The 21,777-nt window shown below is 69.3% G+C and carries 18 protein-coding genes; 7 read left to right on the top strand and 11 right to left on the bottom strand.

All coding sequences use genetic code 11. From position 1 onward, the window contains the following. Positions 1-1,491 (bottom strand): SPFH domain-containing protein, encoded by a 1,491-nt coding sequence (locus KOL93_RS15850; RefSeq protein WP_221586417.1) that lies wholly within the window; start codon positions 1,489-1,491, stop codon positions 1-3. Between the two features lie 251 nt (positions 1,492-1,742). On the opposite strand from KOL93_RS15850, the gene KOL93_RS15845 reads away from it, so the two are divergent. Both KOL93_RS15845 and KOL93_RS15840 read left to right on the top strand, forming a co-directional pair. After that, positions 1,743-2,108 (top strand): YrdB family protein, encoded by a 366-nt coding sequence (locus KOL93_RS15845; protein WP_221586397.1) that lies wholly within the window; start codon positions 1,743-1,745, stop codon positions 2,106-2,108. Positions 2,109-2,134: 26 nt separating this feature from the next. Further along, complete coding sequence (locus KOL93_RS15840; protein ID WP_221586396.1) at positions 2,135-3,532, top strand: FAD-binding oxidoreductase; 1,398 nt, start codon at positions 2,135-2,137, stop codon at positions 3,530-3,532. A 9-nt stretch (positions 3,533-3,541) separates the two neighbouring features. Here the strand turns inward: KOL93_RS15840 and KOL93_RS15835 are convergent, their stop codons facing one another. Next, positions 3,542-4,321, bottom strand: coding sequence for a glucosamine-6-phosphate deaminase (locus KOL93_RS15835; protein ID WP_221586395.1), 780 nt, complete (start codon positions 4,319-4,321; stop codon positions 3,542-3,544). 190 nt (positions 4,322-4,511) lie between these two features. Between KOL93_RS15835 and KOL93_RS15830 the strand changes: the two genes are divergently transcribed. Both KOL93_RS15830 and KOL93_RS15825 read left to right on the top strand, forming a co-directional pair. After that, positions 4,512-6,047, top strand: a complete 1,536-nt coding sequence (locus tag KOL93_RS15830; RefSeq protein WP_221586394.1) for a L,D-transpeptidase family protein — start codon at positions 4,512-4,514, stop codon at positions 6,045-6,047. 49 nt (positions 6,048-6,096) lie between these two features. Beyond that, positions 6,097-6,549, top strand: a complete 453-nt coding sequence (locus KOL93_RS15825) for a GNAT family N-acetyltransferase (protein WP_221586393.1) — start codon at positions 6,097-6,099, stop codon at positions 6,547-6,549. A gap of 124 nt (positions 6,550-6,673) precedes the next feature. Here KOL93_RS15825 and KOL93_RS15820 read toward each other — a convergent pair whose 3' ends face one another. The 9 genes from KOL93_RS15820 to KOL93_RS15780 all read right to left on the bottom strand — a co-directional run bounded on the left by KOL93_RS15820 (position 6,674) and on the right by KOL93_RS15780 (position 17,720). Continuing rightward, positions 6,674-8,488 carry an ABC transporter ATP-binding protein gene (locus tag KOL93_RS15820; protein WP_221586392.1) on the bottom strand — a complete coding sequence of 605 codons (1,815 nt, stop codon included), beginning with the start codon at positions 8,486-8,488 and terminating at the stop codon, positions 6,674-6,676. Further along, entirely contained in the window at positions 8,485-10,374 is a 1,890-nt protein-coding gene (locus KOL93_RS15815) for an ABC transporter ATP-binding protein (protein WP_221586391.1), read from the bottom strand. Before KOL93_RS15815 ends, KOL93_RS15820 begins: the two co-directional genes overlap by 4 nt. 253 nt (positions 10,375-10,627) lie before the next feature. Beyond that, positions 10,628-12,235, bottom strand: coding sequence for a bifunctional phosphoribosylaminoimidazolecarboxamide formyltransferase/IMP cyclohydrolase (gene purH / locus KOL93_RS15810; RefSeq protein WP_221586390.1), 1,608 nt, complete (start codon positions 12,233-12,235; stop codon positions 10,628-10,630). Positions 12,236-12,266: 31 nt separating this feature from the next. Continuing rightward, complete coding sequence (purN, locus tag KOL93_RS15805) at positions 12,267-12,857, bottom strand: phosphoribosylglycinamide formyltransferase (protein WP_221586389.1); 591 nt, start codon at positions 12,855-12,857, stop codon at positions 12,267-12,269. Between the two features lie 57 nt (positions 12,858-12,914). Continuing rightward, positions 12,915-14,195, bottom strand: a complete 1,281-nt coding sequence (locus KOL93_RS15800; protein WP_221586388.1) for a cell division protein PerM — start codon at positions 14,193-14,195, stop codon at positions 12,915-12,917. 128 nt (positions 14,196-14,323) lie between these two features. Further along, on the bottom strand, positions 14,324-15,226 hold the full coding sequence (gene sucD, locus KOL93_RS15795; protein WP_221586387.1) for a succinate--CoA ligase subunit alpha: 903 nt from the start codon (positions 15,224-15,226) through the stop codon (positions 14,324-14,326). Between the two features lie 28 nt (positions 15,227-15,254). After that, positions 15,255-16,421, bottom strand: a complete 1,167-nt coding sequence (gene sucC / locus KOL93_RS15790) for an ADP-forming succinate--CoA ligase subunit beta (protein ID WP_221586386.1) — start codon at positions 16,419-16,421, stop codon at positions 15,255-15,257. Between the two features lie 197 nt (positions 16,422-16,618). Continuing rightward, complete coding sequence (locus KOL93_RS15785; protein WP_221586385.1) at positions 16,619-16,774, bottom strand: hypothetical protein; 156 nt, start codon at positions 16,772-16,774, stop codon at positions 16,619-16,621. A 55-nt stretch (positions 16,775-16,829) separates the two neighbouring features. Then, a complete protein-coding gene (locus KOL93_RS15780) occupies positions 16,830-17,720 on the bottom strand; it encodes a LysR family transcriptional regulator (RefSeq protein ID WP_221586384.1) in 891 nt (296 codons plus the stop codon). A 95-nt stretch (positions 17,721-17,815) separates the two neighbouring features. On the opposite strand from KOL93_RS15780, the gene KOL93_RS15775 reads away from it, so the two are divergent. The 3 genes from KOL93_RS15775 (at position 17,816) to KOL93_RS15765 (ending at position 21,599) form a co-directional block, all read left to right on the top strand. Beyond that, positions 17,816-18,901, top strand: coding sequence for an MBL fold metallo-hydrolase (locus KOL93_RS15775; RefSeq protein ID WP_221586383.1), 1,086 nt, complete (start codon positions 17,816-17,818; stop codon positions 18,899-18,901). 33 nt (positions 18,902-18,934) lie between these two features. Beyond that, positions 18,935-20,281, top strand: coding sequence for an MFS transporter (locus KOL93_RS15770; RefSeq protein WP_221586382.1), 1,347 nt, complete (start codon positions 18,935-18,937; stop codon positions 20,279-20,281). A gap of 85 nt (positions 20,282-20,366) precedes the next feature. Beyond that, complete coding sequence (locus KOL93_RS15765; protein WP_221586381.1) at positions 20,367-21,599, top strand: acyl-CoA dehydrogenase family protein; 1,233 nt, start codon at positions 20,367-20,369, stop codon at positions 21,597-21,599. Positions 21,600-21,777: the final 178 nt, after the last annotated feature.

Below are 21,777 nucleotides of genomic sequence, written 5' to 3'. Positions count from 1 at the left end.
TCAGCCCTCGGCGGGGTCCGAGGAGGCTTCCGCCGGCGCGGGAGCGCGGGGCGCGGACGCCTGCTGATCGCCCTGCGCCTGCTGGTCGCCCTGCGCCTGCTGCTGGCCGGTCGCGATGCCTCGGCCCATGGCGTTGCCCTGGAGCACGCTCGACAGGTCGATGCCCGTGGTCTCGCGCACCGTGTCGAACATGGCGCGCATGCCCATGGCGGCTTCGCCGGCCATGTGGGCCGTCGCTCCGCCTTCGCTGGATCCGGAGGAGAGCACCGTGACGTTGCCGACGTTGCCGTATCCCTTCGCGAACTCGGTCATCATCGGCACCAGGACGTCGAGCGAACGCTGCGCGAGCACGGCGTCCTGGTTGAGCTTCAGCGCCTCGGCCTCCGCCTCGATCGCCGCGGCCCTCGCCTCACCGGCGAGACGGATCGCGTCGGCTTCCGCCTGCGCCTTGGCGCGCGCCGCGTCGGCGTCGGCCTCGGCCTGCACGCGAATGGCCTCGGCCTTGCGCTCGGCCTTCTGCGCGTCTGCCTCCGCCGCCTTGATCTGCGAGTACGCGTCGGCGTCGGCCTTCTTCTGGAGCTCGTACTCGTTGATGTCGGCCTCGCGGCGCTGCACATCGGCGGCGGCCTCCGCGTCCTTGACCCGCGAGTAGGCGCGCGCGTCGGCCTTCTTCTGCTCCTCGTACTGCGAGGCGTCGGCGACGCGCTTGACGTCGGCGTCGAGCTGGGCCTGCTTGTTGTCGGCCTGCTGCATGAGCACGCCCTGCTCGGCACGCGCACGCGCCAGGGCCTCCGCCTGCTCGGCCTCGGCACGGGCCTCGCCGACGTCGGCGGCCGCGGCCGCCTGGTTCTTGTCGTACTGCGTCTGCTCGATCAGCGTCTCTTCGCTCGTCGAGATCTCGCGGGCCTTGATCTGACGCTCCGCGTCGATGCGAGCGATCTCGGCCTGGCGCTTGACCTTCGAGACCTCCTCGGCGCCGAGGGCGTGGACGTAGCCGTTCTCGTCGGTGATCCCCTGGATCTGGAAGCTGTCGAGCACGAGGCCCTGCTCCTCCAGGTCGCTCTTGATGAGCGTGGCGATCTGGTCGCTGAGCTCCTGACGATCGCGCATGAGCTGCTCGACCGACAGCGTCGCGACGACGCCGCGGAGCGCACCCTCGAGCTGCTCGGTCGTGAAGACCTCGATGGCCTTGTCCTGCGAGACGAAGCGCTCGGCCGCGCGGGCGATGGACTCGTTGTCGGAGCCGACCTTGACCAGCGCGACCCCCGTCACATCGACCGTCACGCCCTGGATCGACTGCGCCGTCGGCTGCACCATGATCTGGCGTGCGCGCAGCGACAGCGTCTCGGCGCGCTGCGTGATCGGGTTGACGACCGCTCCGCCGCCGCGGATCACCGAGATGCTCGATGTCAGCCCGTCGGACTTCTTCTGCTTTCGACCGACGACGACGAGTGCCTCATCGGCGCGCGCGACCTTGTACCAGGCGCGCATCAGCAGCAGGACGATGAGCCCGACGATCGCGGCGACCACCAACAGGATGACCAGCCCGATGACGATCCCCACGCCACCGATGGCGGCAAAGAATCCACCCACGTTTCTCCCCTGATTCGCACCGCACGCGCCTGCCCGGGTGACAGATCGCGGCGGATCCTCCCAGCCTATTCATCGAGAGCATTCCGCGCATCCGCAGGGGCCGGCGTCATGGACGGATCCGTGAGGAAGCGGTTCGTAGACTGGTGGGCATGCCCGATACCTCCGTCGCCGGCGTCTCGCGCCCCCGCATCACGCCTCTCGACGTGCTCCGCCTCCTCAGTGAGATCGTCGCCGTCGCGTCCCTCGCGCTCTGGGGGTTCCTCGCGTGGCCTCTGCCGTGGAGCATCGCGTTCGGCCTCGGCGCACCGATCCTCGCGATCCTGGTGTGGGCGGTCTTCGTCTCCCCCCGGGCCATGCTCCGCGTGCACCCGTTCGTCCGCGCCCTCGTCGAGCTGCTGATCTTCGTGAGCGCGACGCTCGCTCTCTGGGCGCTCGAGCTGCCGTGGGCGGGTCTCGTCGTCGGCCTCTTCTGCGTCGTCGTCGGCGTGCTCGTGGGGCGCCGCGACAGACGCTGACGCCACCCGGCAATACCCTGGTGGGCATGCCCGACCGCAGCGCCGCCGTCTCTCTTTCCGTCATCGATCGCCTCGCCGAGGCACTTGGCCCCCGCGTCACGGTCGACCCCGTCGTGCTCGACGCCGCACGGCGCGACAAATCGGGGCACGTCGCCACGGGCCGCCCGCTGGCGGTCGTCCACGCCGAGTCGATCGATGACGTGCAGCATGTGATGCGCATCGCGAGCGACACAGGGACACCGGTCGTGACGCAGGGCGCGATGTCGGGTCTCGCCGGCGGCGGCACCGCCGGAGAGGGCGAGATCGCCCTGTCCCTCGCGCGCATGACGCGGATCCTCGAGGTCTCCGTCCCCGATCAGCTCGCGGTCGTCGAGCCGGGGATCCTCAACGCCGCTCTCAACGAGCAGCTCGCGGAGCACGACCTCTGGTGGGCGCCCGATCCCGCCAGCCGCGCCATCTCGTCGGTGGGCGGAAACATCGCGACGGGAGCCGGCGGGCTGCTCTGCGCGAAGTACGGCGTGACGCGCGATGCCGTCCTCGGCCTCGACGTCGTGCTCGCGGACGGTCGTCTGATCCGCATGGGCCACCGCAGCGTCAAGGGCGTTACGGGCCTCGACGTCACGAGCCTCATGATCGGCTCCGAGGGCACGCTCGGGGTCATCGTCGGCGCGACGCTGAAGCTGCGTCGCGTCACGCCCGGCGACAACTGCACGGTCACGGCGCTCTTCCCCACGGTGCGCGCGGCCGCCGTCGGGTCCGCGGCCGTCACCGCGGCAGGCATCCAGCCCGCCATCATGGAGCTCATGGACGCCGCCTGCCTCGCGGCCGCGCACCGCCTGCTCGCGCTCGGCGATCCCGTCGCGGGCGCTGCGCAGCTCACGATCCAGACGGACGGGGCCGCATCAGCTGCGGAGGCCGACGCGATCGCCGCGGTGCTCCGGGCGCTCGGCGCCGAGGTCGAGCTCACGCGGGACAGAGCGCGAGGCGAGGAGCTGCTGCGGATCCGGCGCGCCATGCACCCCGCCATGGAGATGATCGGCCGCACGCTGATCGAGGACGTCTCGGTGCCCCGCTCGCAGATGGCGGCGATGTTCGACGAGATCGCGACGATCGAACGCGAGCACGGCGTCGCGATCCCGACCGTCGCCCACGCGGGCGATGGAAACCTGCACCCGAACTTCATCATCGAGGGCGACGGAGACGAGGTGCCGGATCGCGTGTGGGCGGCCGCAGACGACCTGTTTCGCGCGGCGGTGCGCCTCGGCGGCACGCTGACGGGTGAGCACGGCGTCGGCGTCCTGAAGAGCCGGTGGCTCGCCGACGAGCTCGGCGACGATCAGTGGCGGCTGCAGCGCGACATCAAGGCCGCCTTCGACCCGCACAACCTGCTGAATCCCGGCAAGGTGTTCGCGCCCGTCGTCTGACCGATCTCGTCAGATCCCCTGCCACGCGGGCTTGTTGTCGAACGTGTCGCGGTAGTACTGATCGAGCCGCAGCTTCGACGCGGCCGCCTCGTCGACGATGACCGTGACGTGCGGGTGCAGCTGGATCGCGGTTCCGGGCACCATGGCGGTGACGGGGCCTTCGACGGCGCCCGCGATCGCCGCGGCCTTGCCCTCGCCGAACGCGAGCAGCACGAGGTGCCGCGCCTCGAGGATCGTGCCCAGGCCCTGTGTGAGGCAGTGGCGCGGGACCTCATCGATCGAGTCGAAGAAGCGCGCGTTGTCCTCGCGCGTCTGACGCGTGAGGGTCTTGACGCGAGTGCGCGAGGCGAATGACGAGCCGGGCTCGTTGAAGCCGATGTGGCCGTCGGTCCCGATGCCGAGGATCTGGATGTCGACGCCGCCCGCCGCGCGGATCGCGTCGTCGTAGCGTTCGCCGGCCGTCGCGATGTCGGGGTCGTCCGCCGGAGGCGTGCGGATCAGCGCGGGGTCGAGCCCGAGCGGCTCGACGACCTCGCGCGCGATGACGGAGGAGTACGACTCGGGGTGTGCGGGGTCGATGCCAATGTATTCGTCGAGGGCGAAGCCGCGCACCTGCGAGGTGTCGACGCCCTCCAGTCGCGCGCGCAGCGCCTGATAGACGGGAAGCGGCGTCGACCCGGTCGCGAGTCCGAGCACCGCGTCGGGGCGGCGACGCAGGAGGGCGGCGATCTCGTCGGCGACGAGTCCGCCTGCGGTGACGCGATCGGGAACGATGACGACCTCGGCCAAGGGATCCTCCGTGGATGAGTGCGAGAAGCGAACGAGTGGCGTGCACCGACGATCCTCTCAGAGACGCCCACTCCGCGCTCAGGCGATTGTGAACTGTTCGTGATCGATTTCCCTCCCGCGTGCGCGCATCGCGCTTTAGCATGACAGTGAGCCATGCGCAGATTTCCTGCGTGAACTGGGGGAGATCACCATGACAGACGTCGCAGAGAAGTCCGCGCCGTACGACGACCGGACCGCGCAGGACGCGGGGCCGCGCGTCGAGTGGATCGAGCCCGAAACCCCGCAGAAGCGCTCGCGAAAGAAGCTCTGGCTCGGCATCGGCATCCCCGTCGTCGCCGTCGCCGCGGTGGGTGCGCTCGCGTTCGTCTCGACGATCCACACGGCGCCCGGCACCTCGGTCTTCGGCGCCGACGTCGGCATGCAGACGGCCGGATCCGCCGAGGAGGCGATCGTGACGCACGTCGAGGAGATGCCGATCACGGTGTCCGTCGACGGCACGCCGGCGACGTTCACGGGCAAGGCGCTCGGCCTCGCGGTCGACGCCGAGGCCGCAGCCCAGCAGGCGGTCGCCGATGTGCCCCTCTGGAACGTCAGCGCGTGGAACTCCGGCGACGTCGACGCGGAGATGACGTTCGACACGGAAGCGATGCACACGGCCCTCGCCGCGGAGTTCTCCGGCGCGTACACCGACCCCGTCAACGCGCAGATCGCCTTCGCCGACGGCGCCTACTCGGCCGTCCCCGCCGAGCCGGGCACGGGCATCGACGTCGACGCCCTCGCCACTGAGATCGGCGCGCAGCTCGCCTCCGACCAGGACGTCCAGGCGATCGCCTCGGGCGAGACGCTGCTCGCGGCAGACTCCTCCGCGATCTCGGTCGACGCGTCCGTCACCGAGACGCCCGCCGCGTTCACGACCGACGAGGCGAAGGCCGCCGTCGAGAAGCTCAACACCACCATCAGCGAGGTCGGTTTCACCCTCGAGGGCGATGTCGTCGACGAGGTGCCGAGCGACACGGTCGCATCGTGGGTCTCGACCACGGTGACCGACGACGGCGAGCTCGAGGTCGCCGCGGACCAGGCAGCGATCCAGCAGTACGCGGATGCCCTGCCGGAGCGCGTCGATCAGGAGCCGGTCGACGGAGACGTCGTCGTCGATGCGGCAGGATCTGTCAGCAAGGTCCTCACCGAAGGCGAGGACGGCTATCGCGTCACCTCGACCGACGGCGTCGGCGAGCAGATCGCGGGTCAGCTCACGTCCCTCTCCCCCGCGAACGTCGCGCTCACGGGCGAGAAGGTCGCGCACGAGACGACCGAGCGCCTGCGCAGCTCCGTGGTCATGAAGTCCGAGGGGCGCGCATACTTCTACGAGTCGGTGAACGGCGGCGAGAAGGAGCTCATCAACAGCTTCCCGATGGCCATCGGAACCGCCGGATACGACACCCAGGTGGGCGAGTTCACCGTCTACGGTCAGCTGACGATCCAGAACATGGGCTCGTGCGACTCCGAGGGCAACCTCGTCCCGGGCGGCAAGTTCGACTACTGCACGCCCGATGTCCCCTACCCCACCTACTTCAACGGCGACCAGGGCTTCCACGGCACGTACTGGCACGACAACTTCGGTGCGGGCGCGCGCATGAGCCACGGCTGCGTCAACCTCACCGTGTCGGCGTCCGAGTGGGTGTACTCGTTCCTGCAGATCGGCTCGCCGGTCTCCGTCCGCGCCTGACCGCCCGGCGTCTGTTCCGCCCACCTCCCGGGTGCTCTACGCTGACATCATGAGCGAGCTGCACGTCGAAGAACTCTCCGCCGACACGATCGTCGCGGCCAACAGCCTGACCCTCAAGCCGGGCCAGGAGGAGTTCATCGCGCCGACGACCTACGCGGTGGCGATGGTCGTCGCCGACCCGCAGAAGACCTGGCAGCGCGTGGTTCTCGATGGCGACCAGGTCGTGGCGTTCGTCCGGGCCTACTTCGACCCCGAGTCCCCCAGCGACTACCTGCAGGCGGCGGTCTGGCGCATCAACGTCGACGCCGGCACGCAGGGTCAGGGGGCGGGGCGCTTCGCCGTCGACGCCGTCATCGCCGAAGCGCGTCAGCGCGGTCTCCGACGACTGACCGTCGTGTACGAAGCCGGCGAGAACGGCCCCGAGGCGTTCTTCCGCCGTGTCGGCTTCACACCCGTCGACGAAACCGAGTACGGTGAGGTGGTTGCCGAGATCACGCTGTAGATCTCGCCTCCCCCAGACTGGCGGCGGGGCACCGGACTCCCCTCCCCCATCCGATGCTCCGCCGCCATCCTCGTGAATGAGGCCCGGATCCGAAGACGGATCCGGGCCTCTTCTGCGTCCGCCGTCAGACGAGCGAGTCCTGCCACGCCTTGTGCAGCTGCGCGAACTTCCCCGTCCCCGCGATGAGGGTGTCGGGGGCGTCGTCCTCGATGATCTGCCCATGCTCCATCACGAGCACGCGATCGGCGATCTCGACCGTCGACAGGCGGTGCGCGATGATGATTGCCGTGCGGTCGGCGAGCAGCGTCTGCAGGGCGTTCTGGATCATGCGCTCCGACGGGATGTCGAGCGACGCCGTCGCCTCGTCGAGGATGAGCACCGCGGGATCCGCCAGGAAGGCGCGCGCGAACGACACGAGCTGCCGCTGGCCCGCGGACACCCGCCCCCCGCGCTTGTTGACATCGGTGTCGTATCCGTCGGGCAGCTGTTCGATGAATTCGTGGGCGCCGACCGCTTCGGCGGCGCGCACGATCTCCTCCATCGACGCGCCGGGCCGACCGAGCGCGATGTTGTCCGCGACGGACCCGCTGAACAGATACGCCTCCTGCGTCACCATCACGATCGCGCGCCGCATGTCGTCGGTGTCGAGCTCGCGCAGATCGACACCGTCGAGCATCACACGCCCCGCGGTCGGGTCGTAGAAGCGCGAGACCAGCTTCGCGAGCGTCGACTTTCCCGCTCCCGTCGTGCCGACGACCGCGACCGTCTGCCCCTCGGGGATGTCGAGGCGGAAGTTCGGCAGGATCGTCTTGCCGCCGCCGTAGCCGAAGGTCACGTCGTCGAACAGCAGGTGCCCCTGAGAGTGCCTCAGCGCAACGGGGTTCTCGGGATCCGGAACCGACGGCTGCTCCTGCAGCACGCCCGAGACCTTCTCGAGGGCTGCGGATGCGGCCTGGAACGAGTTGATGAACATGGCCACCTCCTGCAGCGGGGTGAAGAAGTTGCGCACGTACAGGACGGCCGTCAGCAGGAGTCCGATCGAGAACTCGTCCCACGTGATGCGTACGCCGCCCCACAGCACGACGATGCCGATGGCGAACGCCGAGATCGCCATGAGACCGGGCTCGAACGTGCCGAACAGGCGGATGACGCGCATGTTCGCGTTGCGGTAGTCCCACGCGAGCGATCCGAACTGCTTCTCGTTGCGGGGCTCGGTGCGGAACGCCTTGCCCGCACGGATTCCCGTCATGGTCTCGACGAACTTGACGATGACCTGCGCGCTGATGACGCGGGTCTCGCGATAGGCGAGCTGCGAGCGGCGGTAGAACCAGCGCATGAGAAGGGCGAGCGGCACGCAGGCCACGACGATCACCATGCCCGACTGCCAGTCGACGATCATGAGCGCGATGAACGTGAAGACGCCGTAGAGCACGCCGTTGATCAGCTGCTGGAGCCCGCCGTTCATGAGCTCGCGGATGGTCTCAAGGTCGCTCGTCTGGCGCGAGATGATGCGGCCGGACGTGTACGTCTCGTGGAATTCGAGGCTGAGCCGCTGCGTGTGGCGGAAGACGCGGCGTCGCAGGTCGAGCAGCACCGTCTGCGTGAGGCGGGCCGCGAGAATGTCGAACCACGCGAGCAGGCTGGCGCCGAGGATCGCGGTGAGCGCGTACGCGCCGGCGACGAACCACGTCGCCCCCCAGTCATCGCCCTCGAGTACCGCGGGAAGCGCCTCGTTGAGCCCGATCCCGAGGAGCGCCGGGCCGAGCACCCGGATGCCGGTCTGCGCGACGACGACGATGGCCGTGAGCGTCACCTGCCCCTTGAGCGGGACGAGGAGCGACAGCAGCAGACGCCACGACCGGCGGCGGATCTCCTTGCTCTCCTCGCGCGTGTAGTCGTTGCGGTCTTCGCCGGTGACGCCCTGAACGGTCGAGCTCATCGTGCGGTCTCCTCGTCTGCATCGACGGCGTACTCGCCGCCGGCCGCCAGGATGTCCATCTCGGACGTGGGGTTCGGATCTCGGCGCACCTTCTCGGCCTCGCGCTCCTCGGCCTCGTAGCTCGAGATGACCGAGCGGTAGCTCGCCGACGTCGCCATCAGGTCGCTGTGCGCGCCGACCGCCGCGATGCGGCCGTGCTCGAGCAGCGCGACGCGGTCGGCGAGCGCGACGGTCGACGGGCGATGCGCGATGACCAGCGCCGTCGTGCCCGCGAGCACCTGCTTGAGCTCGGTCTGCACGCGCTCCTCCGTGTTGACGTCGAGCGCCGAGAGCGGATCGTCCATGACCAGGACCTTCGGTCGCGCGGCGACGGCACGCGCCAGCGCCAGACGCTGACGCTGGCCGCCCGAGAGGCTCATGCCCTCTTCGCCGATCATCGTCGCGGTGCCCTCCGGCAGCTGATCGACGAACTCGGCCTGCGCGACGTCGAGCGCCTCGCGCAGGACGCGATCCGCCTCGTCCGAGAACAGGTCGAGGTCGTCGCGGCCGAGCAGCACGTTCTCTCGCACCGAGGCCGAGAACAGCGTCGCGTCCTCGAATGCGGTCGCGATGTGCGTGCGCAGCTCGACGAGCGGCAGGTCGCGCACGTCGACGCCGTCGAGCGTCACGCGTCCCGCCGTCACGTCGTAGAGGCGGGTCGGCAGCGTCGTCAGGGTGGTCTTCCCGGACCCCGTCAGTCCGACGAGCGCCATCGTCTCGCCGGGCACGAGCTCGAGGTCGATGCCGTCCAGGATGTCCCGCTCGTGCTCCCGCGCGTCCTGGTAGCGGAAGTGCGCGCCTTCGAATGAGAGCGCACCGCGCGGGTTCTCGATCGAGACCGGCTCGGCCGGGTCGGTGATCGTGTCGACGGCGTCGAAGACCTCGAACACGCGGTCGGTCGCCGTGCGCGCGTCGAGCATGAACGAGAACAGGAAGCCGATCGACTCGATCGGCCAGCGCAGGATCGTCGCCATCGCGAAGAACGCGAACAGCTGCGAGACGGCGAGCTGGCCGTCGGCCGTCAGCCAGATGCCGGTGGCGAGGCAGGCCGCGAACGCCAGCTCGGGCATGAGGACGAGCACGAAGTCGACGACGGCGATCTCACGCGCCTTGCGCATCTCGGTGCCGCGCAGCCCCTCGGCCTGCTTCGTGAAGCGGCTCAGCGCGTGGGGTCCGCGACCGAACGCCTTGAGCACGCGGATCCCGTGCACGCTCTCCTCGACGCTCGTCGCGAGGTCGCCCTGCTGATCCTGGCTCCTGCGCGTCAGCAGCGCGTAGGCGTTGTGGAAGCGGAAGCCCTGGATCCACAGCGGGATGCCCGAGACGACGAAGATCGCGCCGAGGATCCAGTGCCACTGGAACAGCAGGGCGGATCCGATGACGACCGTGAGCGAGTTGACGACGAGCATGATGAATCCGAACGCCATCCAGCGTCGGATGAGGCCGATGTCCTGCATCATGCGGCTGAGCAGCTGGCCGCCCTGCCACCGGTCGTGGAACTCGATCGGGAGCTTCTGCAGGCGGTTGTAGAACGCCGCGCGCACGTTGTATTCGATCGCCGTGGCGGGCGCGAGGACGAACCAGCGGCGCAGGTACACCATGACGGCCTCGACGAGCCCGAGGCCGAGGACCGCGAGCGCACCCCACACCACCGCCGACGTCGCACCGGAGGCGATGGGCCCGCCGACGATCCATTCCAGCGCCGTCGGGATGAGCAGCGCGACGATCGACGCCCCCAGCGCGGACAGCCCGCCGAGCCCGATTCTCGGGAGATCCTTCTTCGCGAACGGGAGCAGACGCAGGAGCGCGCGGTGCAGCGGGAGGCGCGCAGACGCGGTGTCAGTCATCACAGACCTCTGGTGGATGGAAAGCTGCCGAGAACACGACAGCCCTCCAGCCTATTCCAAGGCGGGAGGGCTGCGCACGGGGCATTCCGGCGTGTGTGTTCTCGATCGGTGAGATCAGGCGGACGGCGAGGCCGGATCCGCCCAGAGGGGCGACGGAACCTTGTCGCCCCTAAGGCGGCACGGTCAGGCGGACGGCGAAGCCGGATCCGCCCAGAGGTGTGACTGAACCTTGTCGCCCTTGAGGCGGCACGGTTCAATGGAAGAAGTGGCGTTCTCCGGTGAAGTACATGGTGACGCCGCGCTTCTTCGCGAGGGCGATGGTCTCCTCATCGCGCACGGATCCACCGGGCTGGATGATGACCTTCACGCCCGCGTCCATGAGCACCTCGGGCCCGTCGGAGAACGGGAAGAACGCGTCGGACGCGGCGATCGTGCCCGCGACGCGGTCGCCGGCGCGCTCGACCGCGAGCTTGCACGAATCGACGCGGTTGACCTGCCCCATGCCGATGCCGACTGTCGCGGAGCCCTTCGCGAGCACGATCGCGTTCGACTTGACGGCGCGGCACGACTTCCAGGCGAACACGAGGTCGGCCAGCGGCACATCGGGCTCGTCGCCCGCGACGCGCTGCCAGTCCTTCGCGACCGACTCGAAGTCGTCGTCGGGGAACAGGTCGGCGTCCTGCAGGAGCAGGCCGCCCGAGACGAGGCGCACGTCCATCCGCTCCTGCTTCCAGTCGGAGGGGAGCTTCAGGAGGCGCAGGTTCTTCTTCGCCTTGAACAGCTCGAGCGCGTCAGGGGCGAAGTCGGGGGCGACGATGACCTCGGTGAAGATGTCACGGAGGTTCTCGGCCATCTTGAGCGTGACGGGGCGGTTCGCGGCGATGACGCCGCCGAACGCCGACAGGGGGTCGCACTCGTGCGCGCGGATGTGCGCGCTCGCGATCGGGTCGAGGGCCTTGGGATCTGCGACGGCGATTCCGCAGGGGTTCGCGTGCTTCATGATCGCGACCGCCGGCAGCACCATGTCGTACGCGGCGCGCAGGGCCGCGTCGGCATCGGTGTAGTTGTTGAACGACATCGGCTTGCCCTGCAGCAGCTCGGCCTGGGCGATGCCGTGGCCGCCGACGCGGCTGTAGATCGCCGCGCGCTGGTGCGAGTTCTCGCCGTAGCGCAGGTCCTCGATCTTCTCGGCCTGCACCGTGAGGTGGTCAGGCAGCGTGACCTCGCCGGTCATCGTCTCTTCGGCGAACCACTGCGCGACGGCCGTGTCATACGCCGCCGTGTGCGCGAACGCACGGGCGGCGAGCTCCCGGCGCTGTGCGAGGCCGGTGCCGCCGCTCTCGAGCGCCTCGATGATCGAGGGGTACGAGGCGGGGTTCACGACGATCGCGACGTTGGCGTGGTTCTTCGCCGAGGCGCGCACCATGGCCGGGCCGCCGATGTCGATCTGCTCGACAACGTCGTCGCCCTGGGCACCCGAGGCGACGGTCTCGACGAACGGATACAGGTTGACGACGACGAGCTCGAACGGTGCGATGCCGAAGTCGCCGAGCTGCGATTCGTGGTGCTCGAGGCGGAGGTCGGCGAGCAGGCCTCCGTGCACGTTCGGGTGGAGCGTCTTCACTCGGCCGTCGAGCATCTCGGGGAAGCCGGTGATGTCGGCGACGTCGCTGACGTCGAAGCCCGCCTCGCGGATCCGCGCAGCCGTGGATCCGGTCGACACGATCTCGACGCCCGCCGTCGACAGCGCGCCCGCGAGCGGCAGCAGGTCGGTCTTGTCGCTGACGGACACGAGGGCCCGCCTGATCGGAACCACGTCGCGGTGACGATAGAGCGAGGGGTCGTGGCTCGGACCGGCCATGGGATCTCCTTGGTGCGTGAGGGTGCGGGGGTCAGGCGTTCGGGTTCGTGAGGTCGATGTCGCCGGTCGCCACACGGCGGACGACGTCGATGAGCAGGCGGCGCTCGACGGGCTTGATGCGCGCGTGCAGCGTCTGCTCGGTGTCGCCGGGTTCGATCGCGACGCGTTCCTGCGCGAGAATCGGCCCGGTGTCGACGCCGTCGTCGACCTGGATCACGCTCGCACCCGTCTGCGCGGCTCCGGCCGCGAGCGCGTCGCGGACGCCGTGGGCCCCGGGGAACTCCGGCAGGTAGGCGGGATGCGTGTTGATGATGTGCGGTGCGAACTCGCTCACGACGTTCGCGGGCAGCAGGCGCATGAGGCCGCTCAGGACGATGAGGTCGGGAGACCAGGCGCGCAGCTGCTCTGCGAGGGCCTCGCCCCACTCCTCGCGCGTCTCGTACGCGCGATACGGAACGGAGAACGACGGGATCCCGAAGTCGGCCCCGTGCTGCAGGCCGTCGGCATCGCGGTCGGATCCGATCGTCTCGACGCGAGCGGGATACGCGGGGTCGGCCGCCGCTTCGAGGAGGGCCCGCATATTGGAGCCGGCACCCGAGATCAGGACCGCGACATTCAGCACGTTTCCAGTCTAGGGTCTCGTCGCCGCGCCTCCCATTCGTTCGTCAGCTCGGGCTGGTCACCAGCGCGCGGCGTCGACGGCCTCGTCGTCGCTCGGACCGTCCTCGTCCGCCTCGGGGACGCCGCGGCGCATCGGCGCGAGCAGGAGGATCGCGGATCCTACGAGCGCCTCGAGGCCGATCGTCAGGGCGACGGCTCCCACGTCGGGGCCGATGTCAGCGAGTCGCCCGGGGCCAGCGGAGCCCGACGCGCAGGCGGCGAGGATCGCCCCTGCCGCGCCGGAGCAGACGGCGATGCCGACCGCGATCACGACGCGCGGCGAGAAGTGCTCGTGTCCCTCGCCGTCGAACGCCCAGTCCCGCGCGTAGGAACGTCGTGCGATCCACCCGCCGAGCGCCCCGAACGCGATGGGCACGAGGACGACGAGCAGCAGCCATCCGGACCCGCCCTCGGGAAGGATCCCGAGCACCGGGACGCCGGGGATCACGCCGAGTGACGTGCCGGCGGGCGAGATCGCCGTGTCGGCGCCGATCGCGAAGCCGGGGCCCGCGAACCACGAGACCCCCCACGCGATCATCGTCGGCACATAGGCGAGCTGGCCGAGCATGAGGGCGGTCGCGCCGACCGCATCGACGCGTGCACGTTCGAAGAGCGTGATGATCTCGCCGCCGCGCATCAGGACGAGCACCGCGAACAGCAGCGCCGCGGAGCCGATGAGCCCCATCACGACGACGGTCGCGCCGCGCGCCACGAGGGTCGGCACCTCACGCCACGCGGGATCCCAGCCGTCGAGCAGATCGTGGAGGCGGTCGATCGCCCCCCTGTCGCCATCGGCCCACGCCGCGCGCACCGCGCCGCCGATCATGCCCGTCGCGTAGACGACCGTCGGGAGGAGGACGCCCTGCCAGGTGGTCACCGCGGCCGCGGGATTGTCGCTGGTGAGCTGCACGGCCGCCGAGACGATCGCCATCGTCGCGATACCGGCGCCCAGGCCGGCGAGCGTCGAGCCGGTCGTCACGACGCGGCGACCGGAGCGAGCGGCGAACAGGAAGGTGAACGCGGCGAACAGCAGCGGGGCGAGGCTCAGCCAGAACGCCGCTCCGTCATCGGGGATCCCCATCGCGGACGCCGTCTCGCGATCGATCGCCACGTGGACGGGAACGAGGTGCCCGAGCTGCCAGACGCGCACGGTCGCGGGCCACAGCGCCTCCCAGGCGCCCGTGTCGCCGAACACGACGAGCCACAGGAGCGTGAAGGGGGCGAGCACCGCCACGAGACCGGCGGCCGCGGCGACCAGGGCATCGACGGCGGCGAGGACCGCGACCAGGACTCGTTGCATAGCGTTCTGAGGCTACCCGCGATCTGGCGCGGATCCCCTTCCGGCTCGCGAGCGGCTCAGGTTTCCCCCAGCGGCGCGCAGAAGGCGCCCGGCCGTTCGGCCGGGCGCCTTCTGCGCAGAGTCGCGACTTATCGCGACTTGAGGATCTCGCGCATGAGCTGGGCGGTCTCGCTCGGCGTCTTGCCGACCTTGACACCGGCGGCCTCGAGGGCCTCCTTCTTCGCGGCGGCGGTTCCCGCCGAGCCCGAGACGATGGCGCCGGCGTGGCCCATCGTCTTGCCCTCGGGCGCCGTGAAGCCCGCGACGTAGCCCACGACGGGCTTCGTGACGTGCGCCTTGATGTACTCGGCCGCGCGCTCCTCGGCGTCGCCGCCGATCTCGCCGATCATCACGATCGCCTCGGTCTCGGGGTCGTTCTCGAACGCCTCGAGCGCGTCGATGTGCGTCGTGCCGATGACCGGGTCGCCGCCGATGCCGATGGCGGTCGAGAAGCCGAAGTCGTTCAGCTCGAACATCATCTGGTACGTGAGCGTGCCCGACTTCGAGACGAGGCCGATCGGCCCCTTGCCCGTGATCGTCGCCGGCGTGATGCCGGCGAGCGCCTCTCCCGGCGTGATGATGCCGGGGCAGTTCGGGCCGATGATGCGGGTCTTGCTGCCCTTCGACTTCGCGTAGGCCCAGGCCTCGGCGGCGTCGCCCACGGGCACGCCCTCCGTGATGACGACGAGGAGCGGGATCTCGGCGTCGATCGCCTCGATCATCGCGTCCTTCGTGAACTTCGGCGGGACGAACGCGACGGACACGTCGGCGCCCGTCTTCGTCATCGCCTCGGCGACCGAGCCGAACACGGGCAGCTCGACCTCGCCCTCGTGCGCCTTCTCGTGCGTCACGGTGGTGCCGGCCTTGCGCGCGTTGACGCCGCCGACGACGTTCGTGCCCGCCTTGAGCATGAGCGCCGTGTGCTTGGTGCCCTCGCCGCCCGTGATGCCCTGGACGATGACCTTCGAATCCTTGTTCAGGTAGATCGACATTCTCTTGTCCTTATCCGATCTGTTCGTCTCAGGCGTTCGCCAGCTGGGCGGCCTTGTCGGCGCCCTCGTCCATGCCTGCGGCGAGGGTGACGAGCGGGTGGTCGGCCTGCGCGAGGATCGCGCGGCCCTCCTCGACCTGGTTGCCGTCGAGTCGCACGACGAGCGGCTTCGACGCCGAGTCGCCAAGGATCTCGAGGGCCTTCACGATGCCCTCTGCCACCGCGACGCAGCTGGTGATGCCGCCGAACACGTTGACGAAGACGCTCTTGACCTGGGCGTCGCCGAGGATGACGTCGAGCCCCGACGCCATGACCTGCGCGTTGGCGCCGCCGCCGATGTCGAGGAAGTTGGCGGGCTTGACGCCGCCGTGGTTCTCGCCGGCGTAGGCGGTGACGTCGAGCGTCGACATGACGAGGCCTGCGCCGTTGCCGATGATGCCGACCTCGCCGTCGAGCTTGACGTAGTTGAGGCCGGCCTGCTTGGCCTTCGCCTCGAGCGGGTCCGCTGCGCCCTTGTCCTCGAGCGCCTCGTGCTCGGGGTGACGCACCTCGCTGCCGTTCTCGTCGAGCGACACCTTGCCGTCGAGAGCGATGATGTCGCCCTCGCCCGTGAGGACGAGCGGGTTCACCTCGACGAGCGTCGCGTCCTCACCGCGGTAGACGTCGTAGAGCTTCACGAACACGTCGGAGACCTTGCTCACGAGCTCGTCGGGGAAGTTCGCGGCCTTCGCGATCTCGATGGCCTTCGTCTTGTTGATGCCGACCAGCGGGTCGACCTCGATGCGCGCGAGCGCCTCGGGCTTCTCGACCGCGAGCTGCTCGATCTCGACGCCGCCCTCGACGCTGCACAGCGACAGGTAGGAGCGGTGCGCGCGGTCGAGCAGGACCGAGAAGTAGTACTCCTCGGCGATGTCCGCACCGGCGGCGACCATCACGCGCTTGACGATGTGGCCCTTGATGTCGAGGCCGAGGATCGACTTCGCCGCTTCGTAGGCCTCGTCTGCGTTCTTGGCGACCTTCACGCCGCCGGCCTTGCCGCGGCCGCCGGTCTTCACCTGGGCCTTGACGACGACCACGCCGCCGATCTTCTCGGCAGCTGCCTTCACCTCCTCGGGAGTGTCGGCCACGATGCCGGCGAGAACCGGCACGTCGTACTTCTCGAAAAGGTCTCGAGCCTGGTACTCGTAGAGATCCACGTTGCATTCCTTCGGTGGGGCACGGGGAAAGAGGCAGCCGCGCTCGTGGGTAGGACTGTCTCGATGTCGAGAGACCTCGACCAGTCCCCCAGCCTACTACCGACAGGGAACCGCCCCGCCCCGGAGGCACACGCCCGAGACGACGACGCCGCCTGCCGGATCCGTCGGATCCGTCAGGCGGCGTCGTGGAGAGTGGGCTACTTGGCGCTCTTGAGCATCGGCAGCGCCATCGCGAGGCACACCGCCAGGATGCCCGCCGTGAAGATGACCGCTTGGAACGAGGTCACCATGAAGGCGACGGCGAACAGCGCGAGGCCGCCGATGAAGAGGATCAGCGCGAGAATGAACATCATGATGAAACAGCCCTCCGGGAAAGTCTGTCTCCCAGCCTAGCGGCTGTCGACGGCGTCACACGCCGGTCAGCGCCTCGATCGCCGCCCGGACTCGCCGGGGCTGCCGGTGGTGGCCGGTGGTGACGGCCACGATCTCATTCGTCTGGGCCAGGCCGTCCACCGGGAGGAACCGGACGCGCCTGCCGTCGAACGTCTCCTCCGTCGCCGGCGGACTGTTGATGAGCGAGTACCCGTATCCTCGCGCGACGAGAGAGAAGATCGTCTGGATGTTCCTGCTCGTGTAGCGGATCCGCGGCTCGTGGCCGGACGCCCGGATCTGCTCCGTGAGCCGTTCGACCGTCGGTGGGACGCTCAGGAGGATCGCGTCCATGCTGATGAACTCCCCGATGTCGACCGCGTCCCGGCCGGCGAGTGGGTGATCCGCCGGCAGCACGACGTGGAGGTGCACGTCGGCCAGCACATGTCGCCGGAGCGCGGGGTCCGCCTGCTGGCTGTAGAGCACGCTGAGGTCGAGTCGGCCCATGCGCACCTGCTCCTGGATGTCGTTCGGCGCGCCCTCCTCGAATTCGACCTCGACCCGCGGGTGGTCGCGGGTGAACCGGTCGATCAGGACCGGGACGACGCGAGGGGACAGCGTGAAGCTGCAGCCCACCCTCACAGTGCCGGTGAGCACACCGACGGAGTCGGTCACGGCGCCGACGGCCTCGTCGACGCCCTCGAGCACCCGTCGCGCGTGCGCGGCGAACAGCAGACCCCGTCTCGTCGGCACCGCCCGTCGCGAGCGAGACCGGATGAGCAGATCCGCGCCGACGGAGGCTTCCAGCTGCGCGACCGCCATCGAAAGAGCAGCCTGCGAGACGTGCTCGGACGCCGCGGCCGCCGTGACCGATCCGCTGTCGACGACCGCGACGAAGTACCGCATCTGCCGCAGTGTGACGTCCGACATAAGTTCTCCTGATGGTCTCGTTCATATCATTTGACTTTTCAGATCATGACAGATGGCTCAGGCTGAGGGGAACCCATCGCAGGAGGAGGCCCGCCATGACAGAGACCGTTCCGCCACCGCGCGTGATCACACTGGGCACGGCGGGTGGACCGCGCTGGTGGACCTCGGGGCAGCCGATTCGACGCACGGGAATCGCGACAGCGATCCAGGTCGGCGAGGCCTTCTACCTCGTCGACTGCGGGCACGGCGTCGGTCGCCGCATCAACGAAGCCGGCCTCAGCCTGAAGAACCTGCGGGGCATCTTCCTCACGCACCTGCACTCCGACCACACCGTCGACCTCGCGAGCCTGGCCGTCTTCGGCCTCTACGAGATGCTCGACCGCACGAATCGTCCGGTGACGCTGATGGGCCCGGGAGATCGCGGCATGCTGCCGCCCGTCTCCGCGCGTGCCGTCACGCCGCCGCGACCCGTGGCGCCGCATTGCCCGACGCCCGGCACCGCGCAGATGTTCGAGACCCTCATGGCCGCACACGCGACGGACCTCAACGACCGCGTGCTCGACAGTCTGCGTCCGAGCCCCCTCGACCTCTTCGAGGCACGCGACATCGAGATCCCGGAGGGCTGCGGATACCACCCCAACGACGATCCGACGCCCCGGATCGCCCCGTTCGAGATCTACCGCGACGAGCTCGTGACGGTCACGGCGACGCTCGTGGAGCACCCGCCCATCGCACCGGCCTTCGGGTTCCGATTCGAGACAGCCGCGGGATCGGTGACGATCTCGGGAGACACCGCCCCCACGCCGAATCTCGTCGAACTCGCCCGCGGCACCGACCTGCTGCTGCACGAGGCGATCGACTTCGACTTCGTCGAGTCGATGTACGCGGATCGCACCGACGAGGGGTCCCGCGCCTCGCGCGATCACCACTACAAGTCCCATACGTCCGTGCGCGATGCCGCCCGGATCGCGTCGCAGGCGGGCGCCCGTCAGCTGGCGCTGCATCATCTCGTCCCGGGAAGCGCCTCCGACGATGTCTGGCACGCGGCGGCCGCCGAGTTTTCGGGGCGGTTCCATCTCCCGGACGATCTCGACGTCATCCCGCTCCGTGACGACGCGTCGTCGACCGAGAACGAGGAGCACCGCCTCGCCCGAGACGTTCTCGCGCGTCCACGCGCCTGACCGCTGGCCCGCCAGTCGATTCAAGGAGGAATCATGACTGAACGCACCCGCCCCACCGGCACGGAGTCGCTCGACTCCACAGACACCGCCACCGTCGTGGCGACCTCGCTGAACACGCCGCAGATGCGGCGCATCCTCTCGTCGAGCTTCATCGGCACGGCAGTGGAGTACTACGACTTCATCCTGTATGCCGTCGCGGCGTCTGTCGTCTTCAACAAGGTCTTCTTCGCGAACCTGCCTGACGCCGTCGCGATCTTCGCATCGTTCGCCACCCTCGCCGCGGGGTACATCGTGCGCCCGCTTGGCGGGATCATCTTCGGCCACTTCGGCGACCGAGTGGGCCGGAAGAAGATGCTGGTGCTGTCGATGATGATGATGGGCGTCGCGACCACCGTGATCGGGCTCCTCCCGACAACCGCGCAGATCGGCGTCATCGCGCCGATCCTCCTCGTCAGCCTGCGACTCGTACAGGGCATCGCCGTCGGCGGCGAGTGGGGTGGGGCCGCACTCATGGCCATGGAGCACGCCCCCCGCCGCTCGCGCGGGTTCGCGACGTCCTTCGCCAATGCCGGCGGGCCCGCCGGAGCGATTCTCGCGACCGTCGTCGTCTCCATCATGTCCGGCGCGACCGGCGATCAGTTCCTGACGTGGGGATGGCGGATCCCGTTCCTCCTCAGCGCCGTCCTCATCGTGGTGGGGCTCGTCATCCGGCTGCGCGTCAGCGAGTCACCGCTGTTCCAGAAGCTGCAGGACTCCAGCGAGAAGCGTCGACTCCCGATCCTCGAAGTGGTCTCACAGCATCCGCGAGCCGTGCTTCTCGCACTCATCGCGACGATGAGCTTCTTCTGCTGCCAGGGGATCGTCACGGTGTGGGGCGTGTCGGTCTCCGTCGAGGCCGGGGCGGATCGCACGGCCGTGCTCGCGTGGAAGGCCGTCGGCGCAGGCCTCACGCTGGTCGTCACGTTCCTCTCCGCGCGCCTGAGCGATCGGATCGGACGACGCACCGTGCTGATCTTCGGCGGCGTGCTCGGGATCGCGCTCGTGTACCCGATGCTCCTCATGCTCACGAACGGCACCGTCTGGGGGTTCGCCACGGCGGATCTTCTCGGCAACGGTCTGATTCAGGGATTGCTGTACGGCCCGATCGGGGCCTACATCGCCGAGCAGTTCCCCACCCGTGTGCGATACACCGGTGCATCGCTGGCCTTCCAGGGCGCAGCGACCCTCGGAGCGGGCTTCACACCGATGATCGCGAGCGGGCTCGTCCTCGTGGCCGACGGGTCGGTGTGGCTGGTCGGCGTGTTCTGGATCGCGGTCATGCTCGCGGGGACCATCGCCGTCGCGCGTACGGCCGAGGGCTCTCGCAAGGAGCTCACCTGACGGGCCGCGGCCGCACGCGCGGAGGTTTGTAGCCTCCCGACAGCGGCCTCGTGCGCGCCTCTCCTTCCGGCCTAGCCTGGCGACCATGGCAACGGAGCTCTTCCCCGGCGAGCGCGTCACCTCCTACGACGTGACCTCGCCTCTCGACACCGACTACTACGACGTCTTCGGTGACGTCACTGGAGACGATCGTGCGGCCTGGGGCCGCGCCCGGCAGGTCGTGGACGAGGTCTCCGGCGACCTCCTCCACGCGTGGGATCGCGCGGAGTACCCGCACGAGAAGATCCTCGCGTCTCTCGGGCGCCACGATCTGCTGGGCGACGGCGTCGACCACGAGGGCATCAGCTCTCTGTCGCCCCTCGCGGCAGGGCTTGTGAACATGGAGCTGTCGCGGGGCGACGGATCCCTGGGCACGGTCATGGCCGTGCAAGGAGGCCTCGCGGTGCGCACGCTCGCGTTCTACGGCAGCGACGACCAGAAGCGACGCTGGCTGCGGCCGCTCGTCCAGGGCGAGGTGCCCGGGGCCTTCGCCCTCACCGAGCCCGATCACGGCAGCGACTCGACGAGCCTCGAGACGAGCGCCATCAGAGATGGCGACGCATGGGTCCTCCGCGGCGCGAAGAAGTGGATCGGCAACGCCGCGTCCGGCGGCATCACGTTCGTGTGGGCGCGCATCGAGGACGCGGCGGATCCGGATCACGGACAGGTCGGGTGCTTCCTCGTCCCTCAGGAGACGTCCGGGTACCGCGGGACGGTCATCGAGGGCAAGGTCGCGCTGCGCGCGATCCATCAGGCGCACATCGCGCTCGACGACGTGCGCCTGCCGCTCGACGCGCGGCTGCCGGACGCCCACTCCTTCGCTGACACGGCGCGGGTGCTGTACGCGACTCGGTCGGGTGTCGCGTGGTCGGCGCTCGGTCACGCGACCGCGTGCTTCGAGGCGGCCCTCAGCTATGCGAAGGAGCGCCGCCAGTTCGGCAGGCCCCTCGCCGGCTTCCAGATCGTGCAGGAGCGGCTCACGCGCATGCTCTCGCAGCTCACCGGCATGCAGCTCTTCTGCCGGAGGCTCGCCGATCTCGAGACCCGAGGAGAGCTTCGGCCCACGCAGGCATCGCTCGCGAAGTACACGAACACGCGCACGGCGCGCGACATCGCCCGCGACGCCCGCGACATGCTCGGCGGCAACGGGATCCTTCTGGAGAACCGCGTCATGCAGCACCTCGCCGACATCGAGGCGATCCACACCTACGAGGGCACCGAGAGCGTGCAGGCGCTGCTCATCGGCCGCGACATCACGGGCGTCGGCGCATTCGTATGACAGGCGCAGAACGGCCCCGCGGAGGCGATCCGCGGGGCCGTTCTCGCTAGTTGTGATGTCCGGGGACGTTGTTTCCCGACACGGGGCTGAGTCTTCCGACAGGTGAGGGCCCCCGGGCTGTGAAGTGGAGCTGTCTAGTTCAACGCTTCACAAGCACCCAGGAGGCCCTCGTGTCCCA

It is taken from the genome of Microbacterium salitolerans (genome assembly GCF_019720895.1).
Lineage (GTDB): Bacteria > Actinomycetota > Actinomycetes > Actinomycetales > Microbacteriaceae > Microbacterium.
The sequence above is the reverse complement of the archived record's forward strand: the minus strand, read 5'-3'. Positions and strand labels throughout refer to the sequence as shown.